This window comes from Stenotrophomonas sp. Sm10, assembly GCF_030985515.1.
GTDB classification, from domain to species: domain Bacteria; phylum Pseudomonadota; class Gammaproteobacteria; order Xanthomonadales; family Xanthomonadaceae; genus Stenotrophomonas; species Stenotrophomonas hibiscicola.
The window spans coordinates 1-22,403 of record NZ_JAPTFO010000044.1 but is presented as its reverse complement, the minus strand read 5'-3'; the positions used below and the strand labels follow the sequence as shown (position 1 = coordinate 22,403).

Annotated in this window: 12 protein-coding genes and 1 pseudogene; 9 read left to right on the top strand and 4 right to left on the bottom strand. The window is 67.4% G+C overall.

The genetic code is table 11. The annotated features are described in order from the left end of the window. Positions 1-102: 102 nt before the first annotated feature. Positions 103-12,495, top strand: a complete 12,393-nt coding sequence (locus tag O0J15_RS13270; protein ID WP_308305781.1) for a filamentous haemagglutinin family protein — start codon at positions 103-105, stop codon at positions 12,493-12,495. Between the two features lie 455 nt (positions 12,496-12,950). Here the strand turns inward: O0J15_RS13270 and O0J15_RS13265 are convergent, their stop codons facing one another. From O0J15_RS13265 to gspH, 3 genes are read right to left on the bottom strand one after another with little or no spacing between them, the layout of a single operon-like run. Beyond that, positions 12,951-13,565: a prepilin-type N-terminal cleavage/methylation domain-containing protein gene (locus tag O0J15_RS13265; RefSeq protein ID WP_058980585.1), complete on the bottom strand. Its 615-nt coding sequence runs from the start codon at positions 13,563-13,565 to the stop codon at positions 12,951-12,953. Continuing rightward, positions 13,562-13,912 (bottom strand): type II secretion system minor pseudopilin GspI, encoded by a 351-nt coding sequence (gene gspI / locus O0J15_RS13260; RefSeq protein ID WP_194445430.1) that lies wholly within the window; start codon positions 13,910-13,912, stop codon positions 13,562-13,564. Before gspI ends, O0J15_RS13265 begins: the two co-directional genes overlap by 4 nt. A gap of 8 nt (positions 13,913-13,920) precedes the next feature. After that, a complete protein-coding gene (gspH, locus tag O0J15_RS13255; RefSeq protein ID WP_308305780.1) occupies positions 13,921-14,367 on the bottom strand; it encodes a type II secretion system minor pseudopilin GspH in 447 nt (148 codons plus the stop codon). Positions 14,368-14,482: 115 nt separating this feature from the next. Between gspH and O0J15_RS13250 the strand changes: the two genes are divergently transcribed. After that, positions 14,483-14,932 (top strand): hypothetical protein, encoded by a 450-nt coding sequence (locus tag O0J15_RS13250; protein WP_308305779.1) that lies wholly within the window; start codon positions 14,483-14,485, stop codon positions 14,930-14,932. A 90-nt stretch (positions 14,933-15,022) separates the two neighbouring features. On the opposite strand, the gene O0J15_RS13245 is transcribed toward O0J15_RS13250, so the two are convergent. Beyond that, a complete protein-coding gene (locus O0J15_RS13245; protein ID WP_134735471.1) occupies positions 15,023-15,358 on the bottom strand; it encodes a hypothetical protein in 336 nt (111 codons plus the stop codon). Between the two features lie 201 nt (positions 15,359-15,559). Between O0J15_RS13245 and O0J15_RS13240 the strand changes: the two genes are divergently transcribed. The 7 genes and pseudogenes from O0J15_RS13240 to O0J15_RS13210 all read left to right on the top strand — a co-directional run. Next, the gene (locus O0J15_RS13240; protein ID WP_308305778.1) at positions 15,560-17,176 is read left to right on the top strand and encodes a ShlB/FhaC/HecB family hemolysin secretion/activation protein; all 1,617 of its coding nucleotides are present in this window, start codon (positions 15,560-15,562) and stop codon (positions 17,174-17,176) included. Between the two features lie 38 nt (positions 17,177-17,214). Continuing rightward, positions 17,215-18,999 carry a DUF2341 domain-containing protein gene (locus O0J15_RS13235; RefSeq protein ID WP_180876738.1) on the top strand — a complete coding sequence of 595 codons (1,785 nt, stop codon included), beginning with the start codon at positions 17,215-17,217 and terminating at the stop codon, positions 18,997-18,999. Between the two features lie 10 nt (positions 19,000-19,009). Then, entirely contained in the window at positions 19,010-19,423 is a 414-nt protein-coding gene (locus O0J15_RS13230) for a biopolymer transporter ExbD (RefSeq protein WP_005409874.1), read from the top strand. A gap of 39 nt (positions 19,424-19,462) precedes the next feature. Then, complete coding sequence (locus O0J15_RS13225; protein WP_134735433.1) at positions 19,463-20,128, top strand: cell envelope integrity protein TolA; 666 nt, start codon at positions 19,463-19,465, stop codon at positions 20,126-20,128. Between the two features lie 42 nt (positions 20,129-20,170). Continuing rightward, a complete protein-coding gene (locus tag O0J15_RS13220) occupies positions 20,171-21,916 on the top strand; it encodes a putative porin (RefSeq protein ID WP_308305777.1) in 1,746 nt (581 codons plus the stop codon). A gap of 97 nt (positions 21,917-22,013) precedes the next feature. After that, on the top strand, positions 22,014-22,343 hold the full coding sequence (locus O0J15_RS13215; protein WP_134735435.1) for a hypothetical protein: 330 nt from the start codon (positions 22,014-22,016) through the stop codon (positions 22,341-22,343). Next, a pseudogene (locus tag O0J15_RS13210) lies at positions 22,340-22,403 on the top strand (OsmC family peroxiredoxin); the annotation flags it as partial. The gene O0J15_RS13215 and the pseudogene O0J15_RS13210, both read left to right, overlap by 4 nt.

Genomic DNA, 22,403 nt, shown 5'->3' with positions numbered 1-22,403 from the left:
CACGCCGTCGCCACCGTCTATGAGGTGCAGGGCGTGCCTGGCGCAGGCCCATCCGTACACACGCCGCGGCCGACGCGGCCCATCAGGTTGACGAGGTCCCCGATGTCGCACCCGCATTCGCCCACCGCCCGTTTCCCTGCTGCCCTGTGGCGCAGCCACCCGATGGCCTGGGCCGTAGCAGTGGCCCTGGGCAGCGTGGTGGCTCCGGCCACTCAGGCCCAACAGGCGTTCAGCCCCGGCTGGTTCGCCGAGCGCGGTGCGGCGCAGGGCGCGGCGGCACAGAGCGGGCGCATGCCCAATGGCGTGCCGATCCAGTTCCAGCTGCCCGCGCAGCAGCAGGATGCGGCACGGCAGAAGCTGCAGCAGTCGATCGACAACCTCGGCACGGCCGCGCAGGCCATCGCCCTGCAGCAGCGCCTGCAGGAGCAGGCACGGCAGGCGCGCCGCGAGGCGGGCTTCGTAGTGGCCGATGGCCTGGGCAAGGATGGCCTGAAGGTCGACGAGAATCCGCTGACCCGTGGCTGGATCAACGCCCGTGAGGCCATCCAGTCGCAGGCGGCCGACGGGCGGGTGCTGGTCAACATCGAGCAGACCGCCGACCAGGCGATCCTGAACTGGGAGACCTTCAACATTGGTGGCAACACCACGCTGAACTTCCTGCAGAACCCCGACTGGGCCGTGTTGAACCGGGTCAATGATCCCGCTGCAAGACCCAGCCAGATTCTCGGCCAGCTGAAGGCCGATGGCACGGTGTTCGTGGCCAACCGCAACGGTGTGGTATTCGGCAACAACAGCCAGGTCAATGTCCGCAATCTGGTCGCGGCGGCGGCGCGCATCAGCGATGCGCAGTTCCGCGAGCAGGGCCTGTACGGTGCCGACGCGAACACCTCGGCGCTGACCGACGCCGTGGGCAAGGTCATGGTCGAACGCGGTGCGCGCATCACCACGCACGAACCGGCCACGGCTACACGGGGCGGCGGTTATGTGCTGCTGGCTGGCCACAGCGTGGAAAACGCGGGCCAGATTGAAACCCGCAAGGGACAGGCCCAGCTGGCCGCCGGTGACAGTTTCGTGATCCGTCGCGGCGTGGGAACCGCCCAGAACACCGCGTCCACCACCCGCGGCAATGAGATTGCCCCGCGCTTCGTCGCTGACAGCACGGCGGGCAGTGTTCGCAACAGTGGTCTGATCCAGGCGCGCGAAGGCGATGTCACGCTGGCCGGCCGCACCGTCGAGCAGGCTGGAGTGGCCGTTGCTACTACCACGTTGAACCAGCGCGGTACGGTGCACCTGTTGAACTCGGCGTCCGATGCGGCCGGCAGCGTGACTCTGGCCGCCGGCTCGACCACGGCAGTACTGCTGGAGGACGATGGCAAGAGCACGGCGCTGGACAGCCAGCGCAACGCGCTCATCAAGGAATCGGCCGAGCAGGACAAGCTGCGTGGTTCCAGCAACAGTGGCACCTTCGATAATCTCTCGCGCCTGCAGGACCGCCGCGAGCAATCGCGCATCGAAGTCGTGTCCGGCGGCGATGTGAACTTCCAGGCCGGCTCGCTGGCAGTGGCCACCGGCGGCCAGGTGATCGCCGACGCCAGCCGGCGCAGCTATCTGGATGATGGCGCGCGCGTGGACGTCTCCGGTGCGGTGGGTGTGCAGGTGGCGATGGAAAGCAACAACGTCAAGGTGAAGATGCAGGGCAACGAGCTGCGCGACTCGCCGGACAATCGTGACAGCGGCAAGCTGATCAGCAGCGAGGTGTGGATCGACCGCCGCCAGTTGACCGAAGTTGCCGCCGGTACCGGTGGCTATGAAGGCACGCGCTGGTATGCCGGCGGCGGCCTGCTGGAAGTGGGTGGCTATCTGGACAATCAGGGGCATTCGATCAGCGAATGGGCAGCGCAGGGCGGCACCGTCCAGTTGGCAGGCAAGGAAGTCGTCAGCCACGCCGGTTCGCACATCAATCTGGCTGGTGGCAGCCTGGATGTGCAGTCCGGCGTGGTGCAGCAGAGCTGGCTGCGGGGCCGCGATGGCCAGTTGTACCGTCTTGACGACGCGCCGGCGGAGATGCTGTACGACGGCCTGTACCAGGGCTATGAAGTGAAGCAGGAACGTTGGGGGGTGACCGAATCGTTCCGCAATCCGCTGGTTGCCCCGGGCCAGCGCTTCGACAATGGCTACACCGTGGGACGCGATGCTGGCCGCCTGTTGATCTCGGCGCCCACGGTCGTCCTGGAGGGCCAGGTGGATACGGTGGCCTTCCAGGGCGCACAGCAGACGCGCCGGCCCGATCAGGGGCAGGAGGGCTATGCGCAGGCACAGACGGCGGTGGCCCGCAACGCCCAGCTGTGGCTCGGGCGTTTTGACAACAGCGGGCGCAGCGCGGTGTTCGACTCGAATGTCCGCATCGGAGCGCTCAAGGCCGATCCCCGGCCGTGGACGCTGCAGGCGCCGGTCGGGGAAGCACAGCGCAATACCGTGTGGTTGGACAGTGAGGTGCTGAGCGCCCAGCGATGGGGGCAGGTGGACCTCGCTTCGGCCGGCCGTATCGACCTCGATGGCACGCTCAGGTTGCAGGAGGGCGGCCGGCTTGGGCTCACCGCAAGCCGCGTCAGCTTCGGTGGAACGGTGCAGATTGCCGGCGGGCAGGTGGAAGCCGGAAATCTGCTTGCGGCGCTTGGCGGGCCCACGGCATTGCTGACGTCCGGACGTGGTGCGGTGGATGTCGCGGCCGGCGCCCGGATCGATCTTGGCGGTGGCTGGAGCAACGCGCTTGCAGCGCCGGAGGGCGGTCCCGCACAGGCGTGGATCGACGGCGGGCAGGTGCGCTTCAACAGCAGCCACGATATCGACGTGGGCCAGGGAGCAGCGATTCTGGTTGATGCCGGCGGTGCGATCGATGCCAACGGCAAGGGGCGCGTCGGCAAGGGCGGCAGCGTCAGTCTGCTCGCGGCCAGCACCGAGGTCGCCACCGACGGCAGCGGCCGGCTGGGCTTCGGCGAGGGCGCGCGCTTCAGCGCGCTCGGCAATGGCAGCGGCAACTTCATATTGGCAACCGGCGGTGCGGTGTCCATCGGCGTGCCTGGCACGGAAGCATCGGCAGCCTCGCTGCGATTGCAGGCAGCGCTGTTCAACAGCGGCTTCGCCGGCTATGACATCGCCGGTCACAACGGTTTGACGGTTGAAGAGGGCACCCCGCTGCAGGTGCAACGACCTGCGCTGCGCTTGGCCGACGGCGCAGCACAGGCTCTGGTCCGCGAGCAGGGCGTGCAGGCCTGGATGCCATCGTTGTACGAGGCCGATCCGAGCAGTGGTCGCGTGTCGCAGCGTGGCGGCGCGAGCCTGACACTGCGCGCGGGGCATCTGCTGTCCACGGCCGACCTGCGCGTTGGCAAGGGGGCCAGGATCGAGGTCGACCCGGGCCAGTCGATCGAACTGTCCAGCGCCGGCAACCTGAGCGTGGCCGGTCATCTGAAGGCAGCCGGCGGCCGCATCCGCCTGGATGAGGCGTTCGATCCATCCGGTGTACGTGGTGATGCACGCCGCGAGCGCCAGTGGACGATCGCCGATGGCGCGCTGCTGGACGTGAGTGGCGATACCGTTTCGCTGCGCGACGCGCGCGGGACGTTGCGCGGGCAGGTGCGCAAGGGCGGAACGATCGAGATCGGGGGCGCGCTGGACTGGGAAGACCAGGACAACGTACGCCACCTGCCACCCGATACCTTCGTGGTGGTGGAGCGTGGGGCGCGGCTGGATGCCTCCGGTGCGTCGGCGCTGCTCGATATCGATGGCAGCGGGCGCACCCGCGTGGACAGCGATGGCGGCAGCATCGTGCTGCGCAGCGGCAATTCCCTGTACCTGCAGGGTGAACTGAACGCAGCGGCCGGCGGCGACGGCGCGCGCGGCGGCACCCTGGGGGTTGCCTTCGGTGGTGGCACCTACGGCAGGACGGCAAACGGCAACGACGTGCTGGCACCGCGGATGATCTCACTGACCCAGCACGCCGCGCAGACGGCGGACCTGCCTGCACGCCTTGAGTACGGCCACGCGGCACTGTCGGTGGAGCAGATCGAGGCCGGTGGTTTCGATCATCTGGCCCTGTTCGGTGACATCCGTGCGCAGGGGGATGTCAATCTGCGCATGGACCAGAGCCTGCGCATCCAGGGCTTGAACGAGCGTTACCTCGGCTTCGTCCCGGGTGGCAGCGAGGGCGGCCACCTGCAACTGGCCGCGCCGTATGTCCGCCTTGCGCAGGGCCGCTGGTGGCAACCGGCCGGCGAAGGCACGTTGCGCCCGCTGGAGGCGCCCCTCGACGCCGGCCGGCAGCATCGCCTGGAGGTGGGCGCCGATCTGATCGACCTGCGCGATGTGACCTGGCTGGCGGGCTTTGATCAGGTCGCGCTGCGCAGCCGCGGTGACATCCGCTTGCTGGCCCCGGTCGCCAGCAGTTCGCTGGTCTCCACGCTGGCAAGCCCGGGGTCTATCGACATCAGCGCCGCACGCCTGTACCCGGCAGCCCGGGCCAAGGGACGCATCGTGGCCGGCGTCCCCGACATCGGACCTTCAGGCGAGCCGTTCTGGCAGAACCCCGACGCCGTGCTGCGCATTCATGGCATTGCAGGCGGCGCGCAACCGGCACCGGATTCTGCGTTCGGAAGCCTGGAGCTGGTGGCGGCGACGGTGGTGCAGGGCGGCAATGTGCAGGTGCCGTGGGGCCATGTGCAGCTCGGCGGCCGGAAGTTCAACGCCGATGTCGCCGGCCGCGTCGACCTGCTTGCAGGCAGTGTGACGTCGGTGAGCGGAGCGGGCCTGCAGCTGCCGTTTGGCGGCACCGTGGATGGTGTTGGCTGGCGCCGCAACGGTGCCGACTTCGATGTGCTGGGCCCCGGCTCGAACAACATCCCGATCGGTATCGACATCGTGAGCAACGCCTTCAATGGCGTGGCGGGCAGCGTGCTGGACATGTCCGGCGGCGGCGAGCTGTCCGGCGCTGCATTCGTGGCCGGACGGGGTGGCTCGGTGGACGTCCTGCGGCATGCGCTGGCGGATGCGAACCCGCGCTACCGCTTCAGCGGCAGTGACAATGCGGTCTACGCGATCATGCCGGGACGCTCGGGCACGCACGCGCCGCAGGCGCTCGCTGACGGCAGCGCCGATCCGCGCGTTGGCCAGCAGATTGTCATCCCTGCCGGGGTTCCAGGCCTACCGGCGGGAACCTACACGCTGCTGCCGGCCAGCTACGCACTGCAGAAGGGCGCATTCCGCGTCGAAGTCGGGGCTGAAAGCGCCGTCGGCAGCCGACAGCCAGTAGCGACCGGCACCGGTTCCTGGCGCGTCAGTGGACACCAGGCGCAGAGCCTGGGGGGTGGAGTCTCATCGCTGCTCACTGATCTGGTGCTGACGCCGGCGGATGTGGTGCGCCGCCATGCCAGCTACAACGAGACCTCCTACAGCGCGTTCGTACAGGGCGTGGCCGAGCGGCGTGGTGAAGCACTGCGCTGGCGGCCAACGGATGCCGGCAACCTCAACCTGGTGCTGGGTGATGGCGCCGGACGTTCGAGCGTGCCAGCCGCGATCTTCCAGGGCGTGTCACGCTTCAACGCCGGCAGCAATGACGGACGGGGCGGCACGCTTTCGGTCAATCTGCTCGCTTCCAATGAGGCGATGCTGGAGATCGCCACCCAGGGCGTTAGTGCCGGCAGTGGAAGCGGTGCCACCCTCTTCGATTCGGCGCTCAATGCGTTCCGCCCGGAAACGATGCTGATCGGCGGCGTGCTGCGACGTGACGCGACGACGTATTCGCTGGAGGGCAGTGCGCAGCACATCGTGGTGCGCAACGGCGTCACCCTGACGGCGCAGGAAGTGCTGCTGTCGGCTGCGTTCGGGGGCAAGGGGATCCTGGTCGAGCAGGGCGCTTCGATCGATACCTTGGCCGGAGCCGATCCCTCGCGCGTGGCGCAGGCCACGGCGCCCTATCTGGTGTCGGGCGGCCTGCTTGCCGTGTCCAACCAGCGCTTGACGGCGCTCAGTGCGCAGGGCGGCAGTGCCGCCGGTCCGGTGGCGATCGACATCGGCGGATGCGAGGTGGACTGCAGTGGCCAGACCCGGTTGCTGTCGGCAGGCAGCATCAATGTGGTCACCGACGGCGCCTTGAACATTGGCGACGCAGTGAGCTATGGAACGCGCCAGCTCGGCCTGGGCATGTCGGCCCTCAACCTCGGTAGTGCCGAAGCCATTGCGACGGCAGCGGCAGCTGGTGGCCTGCCGGCCGGCATGACCATGAACCAAGAGGTACTGCAGCGATTACTGCGCGGAAACACCGCCACCGGCGCGCCGGCGCTGGAGGCGCTCAGCCTGACCGCGCGCGATGCCATCAATGTGTTCGGCAGCGTGGACCTGGATACGCGTGACAGTGCGACCGGCCGCAGCAGTCTACGCAGTCTGGTGCTGGGTGCCCCTGCCATTCACGGCTACGGCAGCGCTACCGACCGCGCGCGCATCTTCGCCGATACGCTGGTCTGGGACGGTACGCTGGCCGGCACCGCATTGGCCGGCGGTGAGCAGACCCAACCAGCCGGCGAGGCGATGGTGGGCCGGCTTGGCCAAGGGCAGCTGGAGATCAATACGCGGGTGCTGGAGCTGGGGCGTGCGCCCTTCACCCGGTCCAGCTCGACGGTGGCCGCAGATCGCCAGGTGCTCGGCTTCGCCGGCGTAACGCTGGCGGCGTCGGATCGCATGCTGTTCTCCGGCAAGGGCAGCCTGGACGTCTTCCAGCGCCAGGGCGACTACGTGGCAGGCAGCGGCTGGCAGTTGAATGGCGGCGCGCTGGATATCGTCACCCCGCTGCTGACCGGCAACGCGGGTGCGCAGCTGGCCATCCGCAATGGAGGAACGGTGCAGCTGCGCGGTGCTGCGGCGACCACGGGCAGCGATGCGTTGGGTGCAGAGTTGTCGATCACGGCCGAACGGATCGGCATCGACAGCCGCGTGGCGCTGGCGTCCGGCCGGTTCGAAGCCAATGCCCGCCAGGGCATGACGCTTGGCAGCAACGCGGTGCTTGACATGGCCGGCCGCAAGGTCAGCCTGTTCGACGTGGACAAGTACAGCTGGGGCGGCGACGTGGCGCTGACGAGCCGCGAAGGTGACATCGTTGCCGACACCGGGTCGCGTATCGATCTTTCCGCCCGCAACAACCGCGGCGGCCGCCTGACCGTTGCTGCACTGGGCCCGCAGGGCGGCCGTATCGATCTGGCCGGGACCCTGCTGGGCGGCGCCAGCGGTCGCTACGATGCCGGTGGAACCGAAGTGCCCTATGACGGTGGCGAGCTGGTGGTGCGTGCACGCCGGTTGCAGGACTTCTCCGGCCTGAACGCTCGGCTTACCGCCGGTGGCATCACCGGTGGCCGGACCTTCCAGTTGAGTGAAGGCGACCTGGTGATCGGCGATGAGGTGAAGGCCCGAAACGTTGATATCAGCGTGGATGGCGGCAGCCTGCAGGTCAATGGCCGCGTTGATGCCAGTGGCGAACAGGTCGGCAGCATCCGCCTGTCCGCCCGCGACGTGCTGCGTATCGATGGCACATTGGACGCGCATGGCAGCGGCCTGCGCGTGGACAGCTACGGCAAGATCATCGACAGCCCGAACCGGGCCATGATTGAACTGACCTCTGCCAACGGCAGCCTGCAGCTGGGTGCGGCTTCCTCGATGGACCTGCGCGCCGGTACGTCGGTGGCGACCGGTAGCGGCCCGGGCCAGAACGACGGCCGCGCACGCGGCAGCGTCAAGCTCAACGTGCCCCGCGTGGGCAGCAACGATGCAGCAATCGAAGTGGCCAGCGGCATCCGCATTGCCGGCGCCGGCGACCTCCAGGTCAACGCCTTCCGCAGCTACGATTCGGCGCCGCTGGCCAGCGCTCCAGACGTGCACGGCCATCGTCCGCAGGTGATCAACCAGCAATGGCTGGATACGGTGGTGGACCTGGACAACAGCCTGTGGATGAACGCCGCGCTGGCCAATACGGGATTGCAGCAGCGCACCGCCGCCCTGGGCAGCTACCGCCTGCGTCCCGGCGTGCAGCTGGTGGCGCGGAGCAGCAATGACAATCCGCGTGGCGACCTGGTGGTGGCCGGTGATATCGATCTGTCCGGCTACCGCTACGGACCGCAGTCGAACCGGACTGATCCAGCGCGCCGTGGCTTCGGTGAATCGGCCGCGCTCGTGCTGCGCGCCGAGGGCGATATCAACGTCTACGGCAGCATCAACGACGGTTTCGCACCGCCGCCTGCCAACCCGGATGAGGACGGCTGGGTGCTGCTGGAAGGGCGGAGCGCGGGCTCGCCGAACACCGCATTTGGTGGCGATCTGATCGTGCCCGGCGAGGGCGTCAAGCTCCAGATCGGCACTGAGTTCCGCGCCGGTGCGACACTGAATTACGACCTGCCGTTCCAGGCGCTGACCTTGCCGTCGGGTACGGTGCTGCCGGTGGCCATGACACTTTCCGCAGAGCTCACGCTGCCCGCCGGCAGTGTGTTGGGGGCGGCGGTGACCACCGATGGCGGCCAGGTGCTGGCAGCAGGCACCGTGCTGGCCCAGGCGCTCACCCTTCAGGCAGGCGCACGGCTGGGCGCCGGCTTCCGCCTGCGCAGTCCGGCACCGGTGGCGGCCCAGATCTGGCCTGCCGGAGTGGCGTTGCCGATGGTGATGCGGCTCTCCGGCGCGCTGGATCTGCACGCCGGTGCCATCATCCCCTCGATGACCAAGGTGGAACTGGCCGGCGACGCTCCGGTGAAGCTGCGGGTGGCCGACGCCAGCGGCCGACAGGGGCGCAATTGGGCGTTGGCCTCGATGTTGCCCGAAGGGACCACGTCATGGGACCTGACTGCGGTGGCTGGTGCAGATACAGCGTCTGCCGATCCGCGCACGCGTCGCTGGGGCAGTGACGGCAGCATCGTGCTCGCCGACAGCCACTACAGCACCATCGGTACAGTGACCACCACGACGGAATGGAAAGGCGATCGTGTCGTCAACCTGGAAGGTTCGCTGTTCTGGTGGGGGGACGACAGTCTGGTCGGCAAGTCGCCCCGGGAGGCGGCTGAAATGCTGGGTGTCGCCGAAGGTGACATCTGTGAACTGGGACCGTTCTGCGGCGCGGCGCCGCGCCTGGTGGACAAGGAGGGTTCGCTGATGTGGTGGGGGGACGAGTCCTGGGTCGGCAGGCCTGCGTCGGAACTTGGCGCCGAGATGGGCATGTCCGAGGAAGATATCTGTGCAGTCACCGGTTACTGCTACGGCGGCGGCACGCTTACCGAAGTCACTACCTACGGCAAGCGCCTGGGCTCGCCGGCCTGGAGCGTGTTGCGTACCGGCAAGGGAGACCTGGCGCTGCTGGCGGCGCAGGACGTGCGCATGAAATCCGGCTTCGGTGTCTACACCGCAGGTACGCCCACCCATCTGGGTGATGGCAGCGATCCGCGCTTCAACGCGGCGCGTGCGCCGAAGCCGGAGAACACCTTGCTGCTTGGTTCGACCCAGGCCTCCGGGGCCTACGACGCGGCCCTCGCCAGCTATCAGGCGTGGTATCCGGACCAGGGCGGCAATCTGCGCATCGAGGCGGGGCGCGACATCATCGGCGATACATGGAGCTTCCGCGCGGAATCGGGCACGGTCCAGCGCGACCAGGCTGGCCACTCAAGCGCAGCGGTGGGCAACTGGTTGTGGCGGCAGGGAACGGGCACCACCGGCGGTGTCGTGCAGACGCCGACCAGTTGGTGGATCAATTTCGGAACCTACAGCACGGTGAGGCCCGAACTGGATGCAACCCCCCGCCTGGTGGGCTTTACCGGGTTCGGGACGTTGGGGGGCGGCAATCTGAGCCTGGACGCAGGCCGCCATATGGGCATGCTGGACAGCATGGGCAACGCGCTGGGATACGAGATCTCGCCGCATTCGAGTGCGCTTTCGGTCGCGGTCGGATCAACCGGGCGCGTGGTCGATGGCCAGTTGCATGTCACTGGCGGTGGTGACATGGCCCTGCGCAGCGGGGGTGCACTGAATCCGGGCCTGCGTGCCAGCAGTCGTGGCAGCACATCGGATCAGCAGGACCTGGACGTCAATGGCGTGGTGACCAATGTTCGTGGCAATACCCGCATCGACGCTGCGCGCATTGGTGGCCTCAGTACAGTCCAGGCCAGCTATGGGCAACTGGGCCTGAAGGATCCGCTGGTGGCCGACAGCCCGGTTGCGATGGCCGGACCGGTGCTGGTGCTGGGCGACTCAACCGCGCAGTTGCAGGCGCGCGGCGACGTGGTGCTGGGTAGTGCCGCCGATCCAGGCCGGGTTCCCGTGGCCAATTTCAACACGATCGTGCTGGATGATGGCAGCCGCGCGTCTGGCACGAGCTGGTTCTCGCTATGGACGCCGCGCACCGCGCTGGACCTGTTCTCCGCCGGCGGGAATCTGTCGCCGGGCCTGGTGGGCACGCAGCATGCGAGCGGCAGCAATCAGGCCAGGGAGGTGGTCGAAAACAGCGCCAGCAATGGCGACATCTATCTCAACTACTGGTTGTATCCCTCCCGGTTCACCGCCATTGCAGCCTCGGGCAACATCAATCTCGCCAATCTGCGCAGCGGCAGTGTGCCTGATGCCCAGGACGTCATCCTGCTGGCGCCCTCGGCGTCGGGACGGCTGGAGGTGCTGGCGGGAGGATCGATCCTGGCCGCCAACCGAGCGACACAGATCGCGCGCTCCAGCAGTGATGCCCGCATCCCTGGGCCGTTCGATCCCGGCTTCATCGCGCAGGGGCCCGGAAACGCGGGAACGGTGCGCAGCAATGTATCCGTCGATGGGAACGCCGCCAGCCCTGACACCGTGCTGCCGTATTTCACGTTCGGTCCCAATACCGCGCTTGGTGCGTCGTTGCCGGCTACGCCGACGGCGGTCAGCCGGTTCTATGCCGTGGCCGGCGATATCATCGGGCTGGGCAGCGGCAGCAGGCGGCAGCTCTCGCGCAATGGCCAGAATGGCGGACGTACCGTATTTGACTGGTTTGAGGCGGGCTCGGCGGTACGGCTGCGCGCCGGCCGCGATGTCATCAGCGCCGATGTCACCGCGCTCAACACCCGCGGAACCGATATCAGCGGGATCGAGGCGGGCCGGGACATCATCCGCAGCAATCTGACGGTGGCCGGCCCGGGCAATGTCGAGGTCAGCGCCGGTCGCCAGCTGCGCCAGGAAGAGGCAGGAAGCATCGTCAGCCTGGGCGGCATCGTGCAGGGCGATACGCGCCCGGGCGCAAGCATTGCCTTGACGGCGGGCAATCAGGCCATTGATTTCGATGCACTGCGCACGCGCTACCTGGATGAGGCCAACCTCGCCGATCCCTCGCAGTCGTTGGCTGCGCAACCGGGCAAGGCGGTGAAGATCTACGACAAGGAGTTGAGGGAGTGGCTGCAGCAGCGCTTCGGTCTGGCGGTTGGTGGCGCCGAGGCCCTGGCGGCATTCGACCGGCTGCCGAAGGAACAGCAGCGCATCTTCCTGCGCCAGGTCTACTACGCCGAACTGCGTGAAGGTGGGCGCGAGTACAATGATCGGAATGGGCCACGCGTTGGTTCTTACCTGCGCGGGCGCGAGGCCATCGCCACGCTGATGCCGGACAAGGACGCTGCCGGAACGGCCATCGACCGTACCGGCGACATCCTGTTGTACGGAGGCTCCGGCGTGCGTACCGAAGCCGGCGGCAACATCGAGCTGATGGCGCCGGGCGGACAGATCGTGGTGGGTGTGCAGGGCGTGGTGCCGCCGGCCAGTGCCGGGCTGGTGACCCAGGGGCAGGGTGACATCCGGCTGTTCAGCCAGGACAGCGTGCTGCTGGGCCTGTCGCGAGTGATGACAACGTTCGGCGGTGACATCCTGGCCTGGTCGGAGCAGGGTGACATCAATGCCGGCCGTGGTTCGCAGACCACCTTGTTGTACACGCCACCGCGCCGCGTCTATGACGGCTGGGGCAATGTGCTCCTGTCGCCGCAGGCCCCGGCCAGTGGTGCAGGCATCGCAACGTTGAACCCCATTGCCGAAGTGCGGCCGGGCGATGTCGACCTGATCGCGCCGCTGGGCACCATCGATGCGGGCGAAGCTGGCATCCGCGTCTCGGGCAACATCAACCTGGCCGCGCTGCAGGTGCTCAACGCCGCCAACATCCAGGTACAGGGTGAAAGCAAGGGCCTGCCCGTGCTGGCCACGGTGAACGTCAACGCGCTGGCCTCGGCCAGTGCAGCAGCCAACAGCGCCAGCCAGGCGGCACAGGATGTGATTCGCAAGAGCCAGGATGATGCGCGGCGCAACCAGCCATCGGTGATCAGCGTGCAGATCCTCGGTTTCGGCAGCGGCACCAGCAGCATCAACCCGCCGGCGCGTGGCAATACTGCCAACGCTGGCTATGACGCCAACAGTGCCTTCCAGTTCCCGCAGGCAAGTCGCGACCAGGGCACGCAGCGCCGGTAGGCCTCTTGCAACGGTGCCGATCAACAGTCGGCACCAAGGTAGATCCACGCCATGCGTGGATGCGATCGGGCCGGAAGAACGGACAGCATCGGGCCAGCCGCCAAGGAGCGGTGGCGGCCCCAGCCAGGACGGCACGGAGGGCAGGGAACGGCCATCAGCGGTGAGGACCACCGACACAACGCCGCCGGGTGCAGGAGAGTGCCCGGCGGCAGGAGCGGCAGTAGATCCACGCAATGCGTGGATGGCTGGGCCAGCCTCAGTGCCGACCAACGGTCGGCACCCACCAGGGCAGGCCGGGCAGTAGAAGCCGCTCGGCAGTAGATCCACGCAATGCGTCGATGGCTTGGCCAGCTTCAGTGCCGACCAAGGTCGGCACCCACCAGGGCAGGCCCGGCAGTAGAAGCAGCTCGGCAGTAGATCCACGCCATGCCTGGATGCTTTGCCTGGGCAAAAGCCTAAAGCTCCAGCACCCGCCGGTAACTCAACGGCCCACGCCCATCGCGCAGGCCCAACCGCAGTTCAAGTCCCGTGGCCGGCATTACCTCGCCTTCGCTCGGCAACACGGCCCATCCCGTTCCTGGCTGCCAGGCCCGCACCTCGAACCGCTGCACGCCGTGCGCCACGGCAATGCCCTTCGACAGTTCCGGCGCCGGCAACGGATACTGGTCCGTAGCCGTACCACTGGCCCGCCACAGCGTATTGCCCTGCCGCCACCAGCGTACCCGTTGCCAGTGCAGCCCATCGCTGCCGACACTGCGGGTGATCTCCAGCGCGAAGCTCCCATCCGGGTGCCGCTCGCTCACCAGCGACGGCGGTAGCAACCGCTGCGGTTGATCGGCCGGCCGCACTGCGCCATTCATCAACGCATCGTCTGCGCGCATTTCGATATCACGCTGGAACTGCTGCAGCACGCGCAGCGCCGTCGTGGTCTCGGCATCGGCCTGGCGCAGGCGCTGATTGCTGTTGGCCACGCTGTCGAGCGCCCGCCAGCAGATCAGCGCCAGTACGCCCATGATGGTGATCGCAATCATCACCTCGATCAGGGTGAAACCGCGCACGGCGCGCGTCATTGCGCCGCCGTCCATGGCAACTGCATCCGCGCCAGCGACTGCCGGGGTGCATCTTCGGCAACCACACTCAGCTCCAGCTGCGGCTGGCCGTCGTTGCCCGTGCGCAGATGCTGAAGCACCAGGAAGCTGCTGCGCCCCTGCACACAGCGCTGCCGGGCATCCTGCGGTGCCTGTCCGCTCAGGCGCAGTTCCTGCCAGCGATCCTGCACGCACATCAGTGCCAGGCGACGGTCACGCAGCCGTGACTGATCGTCGGTCGCCACTGCCACCGAGCGCATCACCGCTGCCAGCGCAATCGAAACGATCGCCAGCGCGATCAGCACTTCGATCAGGGTGAATCCGCGCATGCTCCGCTTCACTGCACGACCTGCAACTGTCCGCTGCCATCATCACGAAGACGCAGTTTGCGGCCATCCAGCGACAAGCCAAGCTCCCAGGCGATACCGATCCACTCCGGGCTCAGCTCAATGGGGCTGGTGGGCTGCACCGCGATACCCGTTGCCTGCCACTTCTGCGGTCGCAGCAGATCATCGCGTTCAATGATCACCCAACCGCTGCCTTCGCGGCGGCTGAAACGATAGCCGTTGGCGTCGGCCTGCCAACGCAGGGGACGGCCATCGATGCGCGCCTCATCGCGCGCCACCTGCAGGCGCTGCGCCAACCGCTCGGCTTCCTGTCGCAGCTGCCGGCCCGGGTCGAGCAGGCTGCCCAGGCCCAGCCCGATTCCGGCCGTGCAGATGCCGATGATCACCAGCACCACCATCAGTTCCAGCAGGGTGAAACCACGCTGCACGCGCTGCATCGACGTTGCCTCCTGTCCGTGTCGACACCTGCCAGCGTAGGCCTGCATGATGAAACAAAAGCGTCAGCCACAGCTGCTAGCGTAGGCGGACACGAACGTGGCGGTGGTGCGGAACATGGATGGCAGGCGCTGGGATCGCAATCGCATGTTGAGCCTGCTGGCGGCGACGCTGCTGCTGGCCGTGGTGGCCTATTGGAGTGTCACCCTGTCTGCCGTGGCGCCAGCGGCCGCGGCCAGCGAGGCGAAGGCCGTGGCGCCGGTACGGCCGATGTTCGATGCAGTGGCGAGCCTGCCGCTGGTACGGCTGCTGTCCCCCGGTGCAGTGCAGACCGAGGTGGTGGTGCTGGGCGTGATGGCCGGTGACCATGCGCCATTGGCCCTGCTCTCGGTGGATGGACGCCCGGCGGAAGCGTATGCGCCCGGCCAACGGCTCGGACCCTGCACGGTGCTGGCCAGCATCAGTGCCAGCGCGGTGGAACTGAACCAGGCCGGGCAATCGCGTAGCCTCCCGGTGCCCGAGCTGCCGCCGGTGCCGAGCGATGGCATCGTGCCCGCGGTACCGTAGAGCCGAGCCTACGCTCGGCTGCGCCTGCGCAGCATCGCCGATGAACGCAAAGACAGCCGAGCATGGGCTCGGCTCTACAAAGGCGCTGGCTCAGCGCGCAGGTCGCTGCGGCACCACCGAGCGCCCGAACGCATCGCCCATGCGCTGTCGTGTGCCTTCCAGGTTGTACTGCATCAGTTGGTTGCCGGGCTGCCGCATCAGGCGTTCGGCCTCCGGTAGCGCCGGTGATTTCGCCGTTTTCGATGCCGGCGCAAGTTTGCGCTGCAGGCAGTCCCAGGCCGGAATGCGCTCGCCATTGACCTGTACTTCGATGCAGGGCGCGGCGTCTTCCTGCTTCTTCGCCTCGTCGGCGCGCACCGGGGCCAACGCCAGCAGCAACGCAAGGGTGAGGGCAGCGCGCAGTTCCGCCATCAATGATTCACGCATCTCGAATCTCCCGCGGCAATCGACGTTCTGCAATGAAGACGTGTGGAGAAGGCAGGGTCCGCCTGCGTGCATTGCGCTGCCGTCAAAAGATGACAGTGCTGTCACAAAACTGTTGGCGGTTTTGACGCGACGTACACGTCCTGTTGGTAGACCCACGCGCCGCTCCATGGCCATTTCCTTCGATACGACGCGATGCCTTCGATGACTCCTGTTCCGTGCCGAGCCGTCCGCCTTCCGCTGCGCCTGCATCCACTGGTGCTGGCCCTGGCGGCGCTGCCGCTGCCGCTGTTCGCGCAGGAGGCGGCGCCTGCGCCCAGCGTGAACATCAATGAATACATCGTGCGCGGCAACACCGTGCTCGACCCGCGCCAGATCGAGCGCGCGGTGGAGCCGTTCCTCGGCCCGGGAAAGACTCTGGCCGATGTCGAGAAGGCACGCGATGCAGTCAATGCGCTGTACCAGCAGGCGGGCTACCAGTCGGTCTACGTGGAGTTGCCCGAGCAGCAGGTCAGCGGTGGCGTGGTACTGCTGAAGGTACAGCAGACACCGATCGGCCAGCTGCGGGTCGTGGGAACGAAGCACGAATCGCCCGAGCGCATCCGCGAGCGCGTGCCGGCGCTGGCGGAAGGCAAGGTGCCGGACTTCGAGCAGGCGCAGAAGGAACTGACCGCGCTGAACGAAGGTGGCCGCCGCCAGGTGATACCGCTGGTACGGGAGGGCCAGGTGCCGGGCACGATGGATGTGGACCTGCAGGTCGAAGAGAAGTCGCCGTGGCGTGCCAGCGCGTCACTCAACAACGACCACAGCGCCGACACCGAGAAGCTGCGCCTGAGTGCGTCGCTGGCCTACGACAACCTGTGGAAGCGGGGGCACAGCGCCAACATCGGCGTGTACCTGGCGCCGGAAGATACAAAGCAGGCCAAGGTGTTCTCGGCCTCGTACACGATGCCGTTCGAAGGCACGCCGTGGAGCCTGGAAGCCTCCGGCTACAAGTCCGACAGCCGCGTGCTGAACGCGGGCGGGCAGGTCGGTACCGGCACCGGAACCAATGTGGTCGGCAACGGCCATTCGATCGGTCTCAAGCTCAACTATCGACTGGCCGGCAGCAGCCAGTGGTGGCGCCAGCTCAGCCTCGGCGTGGACTTCAAGGACACCGAGGAAGACACGCAGATGGGCAAGGAGAGCCTGAAGACGCCGCTGAAGTACGCGCCGATCACCCTGGGGTTTGTCGGTGTGCGCCAGGGCGAGCGGGATCAGTTGAGCATCAACACCGAGCTGGTGGCCGGTACCCGCCGCCTGTTCGGCTATGGCAGTGACGCCACCGCCTTCGGCCAGAAGCGCTACTGGGCCGATCCGAGTTTCGTCGCCTTCAAGGCGGACGTGGCCAACACCCACACCTTCAGCAGTGACTGGCAGTGGTATGCGCGTGGCTCGCTGCAGGTAACCGATGCGCCACTGGTGTCGGCCGAGCAGTTCGCTGCTGGCGGCATGTACACCGTGCGTGGCTACCTGTCGGCCGAGGCGATCGGCGACTACGGCGGCCTGGCCAGCCTGGAATGGCGCACCCCGGCGTGGTCGCTGTGGAGCGGCACCGACCTGCGTGTCTACAGCTTTGCCGACGCGGCCTACCTGCGCCTGCGCCAGCCGCTGCCCGAGCAGCGTGACAAGTACAACCTGGCCTCGGTCGGTCTGGGCGCGCAGCTGCGCCTGGGTGAACACCTGCAACTGCGCCTGGACTACGCCTGGCCTTACGCCGATGGCCCGGTCACGCGCAAGGACGACCCGCGCCTGCATTTCAACATCAGCACCAGCTACTGACCCTTCCCTTGAACATGCGTTCTCCGGAGACCCTTCGCATGGACCGTTTGCTTTCCCGAGTGTTGTTGCTGCTGGCCGCGCTGGTTGCGCTGCCGGCCGCTGCGGCCGATGCCAATTGGTGGCAGGCCGAATGGAAGTACCGCAAGCCGATCACTGTCGACGCCGGCCCGCAGGGCGCGGGCCTGGCCGGTGACCCGGGTCGCACGCCGCTGCTGCTGCGCCTGCATACCGGCAACTTCGGCTTCGACGGCACCCAGGATGCGGGCAACGACCTGCGCTTTGTCTCGGGTGATGGCCGCACCGTGCTGGCCCACCAGATCGAACAGTTCGATCCCAAGCTGGGCCTGGCGCTGGTCTGGGTGGACGTGCCGGCGGTCAGCGCTGCGGCACCGCAGACGATCTGGATGTACTACGGCAATGAAAAGGCCCCCGCCAGCGGCAACGGCCAGCAGGTGTTCGATCCGGACTATACGCTGGTCTACCACTTCGCCGAGGCCAATGCGCCGGCACGCGACACCACCGCTTATGGCAACAATGCCGGTGCCGTGGTGCCGCCATCGGAAGGCTCGGTGATCGGCCGCGGCGTTCAGTTGGGTGCAGCCCCGCTGCCGCTGCCGGCCAGCGCATCGCTTGCGCAGGAGGCGGGCGCGCCGCTCACTGTTTCGGCCTGGATCAAGCCAGGCAGCAACAACGCTGCACAGGCGATCTACGCCCGTCGCGACGGTGCGTCCGAACTGGTGCTGGGCATCGAAAACCGGGTGCCGTTCGTGCAGCTCAATGGCCAGCGCAGCACGCCGGCGCAGCCGATTCCGGAAGGGCAGTGGGCGCATGTGGCGCTGACTGCGGAGAAGGGCGCACTGCAGTTGTACCTCAATGGCCGCGTGGTCGCCCAGCTGAGCGGCGAGCTGCCGGCGCTGACCACCGCGCCGGTGGTGGGCGCTGATGCGCCGGGCGCGGTGCAGCCGCTTGCCAATTTCGAGGGCGCACTGGATGAGCTGCGTATCTCGCGCGTGGCACGACCGGCGGCACTGCTGCTGGCCGATGCCACCGCACAGGGCGCCGACTCGCGCCTGATCAGCTACGGTGCCGACGAGCAGTCCGCCGGGCAGAGCCACTTCGCCTTCATCCTCAAGGCGATGCCGTTCGACGCCTGGGTGGTGGTCGCTATCCTCGGCCTGATGATGCTGCTGTCGTGGGCGATCATGATTGCCAAGGGGCGGCACTTCGGCCGTACCAGCAAGGCCAATGCAGTGTTCACCGAGAGCTTTGGCAAGCTGTCCGGCGTGCCGCTGCGCACCCTGTCCGACATGGACCGTCAGGGCAAGGCACCCACCGCGATGCACGACGGTTCGCTGTGGCGCATCTACCAGGTGGCCATCGATGAAATGCAGCAGCGCCACCAGCGCGATGGCAACAGCGGTTACCTCAGTGGCGCCACCATCGCCGCGATCCGCGCCTCGATGGATGCGGTGATGGTGCGCGAGCAGGAAGCGATGGCACGGCGCATGAACTGGCTGTCGACCACCATCGAAGGCGCGCCGTACGTGGGCCTGTTCGGTACCGTGATCGGCATCATGCTGGTGTTCGTGGTGGCGGCGATGGCCGGCGCGGTGGACATCAATTCGGTGGCACCGGGCATGGCCGCGGCGCTGCTGTGTACCGCAGCCGGCCTCGGCGTCGCGATTCCGGCGCTGTTCGGCTACAACTACCTGGGAGCACGTGCCGAGGCGATCGGCGCCGACATGGCGGTGTTCATCGACGAGTTCGCCGCGCGCCTGGCCGAAGAGCAGGACGGGCGCGGCCCGGCCGCGGTCCAGGGCTGAGGGGCGCGCCATGGGCCAGAAGGCGAAGTTCGGCATCAAGAAGCGCGAGAAGGGCATCAACGTGACGCCCTTCGTCGACGTGCTGCTGGTGGTGCTGGTGATCTTCATCCTGACCAGCAACGCCTCCATTCCCGGCATCGAGGTCAACCTGCCGAAGGCCAGCAACAGCGTCGCGCTGGAGAAGCCGAAGACCAAGGCGATCACCATCGACCCCAGTGGTCAGGTGTTCCTGGATGCCTATCCGGTGACGATGGCCGAGCTGGAAGACCGCCTGCGCACCGAGCGCGCGACCACGCCGGATTTCCCGGTGATCGTGCGCGGTGACGCGCAGGTGCAGTACGCCCGCGTGGTCGAGGTGCTGGACCTGCTGCGGCGGCTGGAGCTGGCCCAGGTCGGCCTGGTCACCGGCAAGGCGCAGGGCTGAGGCATGACGGCCCATCAACCCCCTCGGCCGGAGCCCGGCATACGCGGTCGCCAGTTGCTGGTGACCTTCGCGTTGGTGCTGGCCGCTTTGCTGGTGCTCGGCATCGCCGTGTGGTGGATGCTGTTCAAGGACACCGCCAGCACCCGCCGGCCGGTGGTGCAGCCGCCGATGCTGGCGCTGCCACCACCCCCGCCGCCGCCGCCACCGCCGCCGGAAAAGCCACCGGAACCGGAGACGCCGCCGGAAGAAGCGATGCCAGAGCCGGAACCTCTGGATCCACCAACGCCGGCTGAAGAGCCAACGCCAACGCCGGACAACGCCGACCCGGTGACGATGAATGCTGATGCGCAGGCCGGCGGTGACAACTTCGGCATCCAGTCCGGCAGTGGCGGCGGCTCATCCGGCGTGGGCCGTGGCGGCGCCGGCAATGCCACCTATGGGCGCTATCTCGGCTACCTGATGCAGCAGGCGATCTCGCGCGACGACAAGGTCAAGCGCCTGGCGTTCCAGCTGCAGGTGAATGTGTGGCTGTCCAACGATGGCCGCCTGGAAAAGGTCGAGCTGGTGCGTGGCAGTGGCAATGAGGAGGCCGACGCGGCCGTGCTCGATGCGCTGCGACGCATCGGCAAGGTCGACCAGGCACCGCCGCCGTCGCTCGATTTCCCCGCCCGCGTGCTGATCCAGGGCCGCCGGCCCGGGGCCTGATTCCCGACTTCCGTGATTTCCCTTCTTTCGATGAGAACCGTGATGAACGACCACGTCCGCGCACGAACCGACTCCCGCCGCCCGCGGCCGGCCCGACGGGCGCTGCTGTGCTGCGCCGTGCTGCTCAGCCTGGCCGCCCCGGCCGGTGCGATGGCCGCAGAAACCACCATGGTCAAGCTGATCAAGGGCCTGATCGCCAGCGGCGCGCTGAAGCCAGAAGACGGCCAGGCATTGCTGGTGCAGGCCGAGGCTGAAGCAGCGGCCGCATCGCGCACTACGACCACCGCACCTTCGGCCGCCAGCGGTGGCGTGGCCCTGGAGGCCGGCGATGTGCGCGTGCCCTACGTGCCGCAGAGCGTGCGCGACGGCATCCGTGACGAAGTGCGCCAGGACGTGATGGCGCAGGCCAGGTCCGAGGGCTGGGCGGCACCGAACGAAGTGGCTGAGTGGACCAAGCGCATCAAGGTCACCGGTGACATGCGCGTGCGCAGCGAGTCGCGCTTCTTCTCCGAACGCAACAGCGACATCGTGAGCAACTGGTCGTCGATCAATTCCGGCAACGGCTTCGACACCAACACCAACACCAACCTGCAGCTGCCGCCGCTGCTGAACACCCGCCAGGACCGCCGCAACCTGTGGCGCATCCGCGCTCGCCTGGGCATCGAGGCGACCATCGGCCAGCACACCACGGCCGGCGTGCGCCTGGCCAGCGGCAGCAGCAATGGCCCGGTGTCGACCACCGAACAGCTGGGTGGTGGCCTGAGCAAGAAGGACGTGTGGCTGGACCAGGCCTGGCTGGCCTACAGCCCGGCCGATTGGGTGACGGTGCGCGGCGGCCGCTTCGGCAATCCGTTCTGGACCAGCGATACGCTGTTCTCCAACGACCTGAACTTCGACGGCCTGGCCGCCAACCTGAAACACGACTTCAACGGGGGAGATCTCGAGCTGTTCGGCAACCTTGCGGTGGTACCGCTGGAGTACACCTCCGACAGCGCGCCCAGCCAGAGCCGGGTCAAGACCCCGAACGAGAACAAGTGGCTGTCCGGTGCACAGGTCGGCATGAACTGGCGCTTCAACGACGACAATGCGCTGCGTGCCGCACTGGGCTACTACGATTTCAAGAACATCAGCGGCCGCCTGTCCTCGCCGTGCGCGCTATATGCGGGCGCGGTGGGCTGCGATACCGACTGGTCGCGCCCAGCGTTCATGCAGAAGGGCAATACCCTGATGCTGATCCGCGACATCGCGCGCAATCCGCTGGACCCGGCCAACACGCCGACCCCGCAGTATGTCGGCCTGGCCTCGGCATTCCGCCTGGCCACGCTCAACCTGCGCTGGGATACGCAGCTGGCCCAGGGCATCGGCCTGCGCCTGGATGGCGACTACATCCGCAACCTGGCCTACGACAAGCAGACCATGTTCAGCCGCGCCAACAACGGCATCGTCAACAACTACGGTGCCGGTGGCGCCGCCAGCATCGATACCTTCCGCAGTGGCGACACCGCCTGGATGGCGCAGGCCACCTTCGGTGCCACTGACCTGAAGGAGAAGGGCCAGTGGCAGGCGCTGCTGGGCTACAAGCATATCGAGGCCGATGCGCTGCCGGACGCCTACAACGACCCGAACTTCCACCTCGGTGGCACCAACGCCCGCGGCTACTACGTGGGCGGCGCCTACGCTCTGGACGCGCGCAGCTGGATCAGCGGCAAGTGGATGGCGGCCAAGGAAGTGTCCGGTGCTCCACTGTCGATCGACGTGTTCCAGCTGGAGTTCAATTCCGGGTTCTGAGTGACGGCGTGATGTGGATCACGTAGTGCGTGGCGGGGGCGCAGTGATGCGCCCGTCTAGGGAAAGGAGACCACGCGTTGCACATAAGGAGGAGTGGATGAGCCGTCGCAAGCTGTTTGAAAGTTCCGAACCGTCCAGTCGATCGCTGGGCATCGGGCCGGCCTATGTCTCGGTGGAGGGGCTGCGCCAGCACTTGGCAGAGTTCCTGCTGTATGCAGGCCGGCCGGTGGTGATCATGCGCGGGCGCAGCGAAGTGGGTTACTTCCTGCCGGCGCGCTGCTGGCGCCAGCGTGACGACGATCCGCTGGCGGCGGCCGCCGCCGGCCAGCTGTTGGACGCGGCCGGGTTCCAGGCCGAGGATATCCAGCAGGTGGAGCAGGAATTCAACGCGATGCGCCAGCGCACCGTGCTGCATTCACGGCGCTGAGCGATGCGCAGTGGCAGCGGTTGCTGGAGGTGGTGGAAAAGACCCCGGTGACCCTGGTGA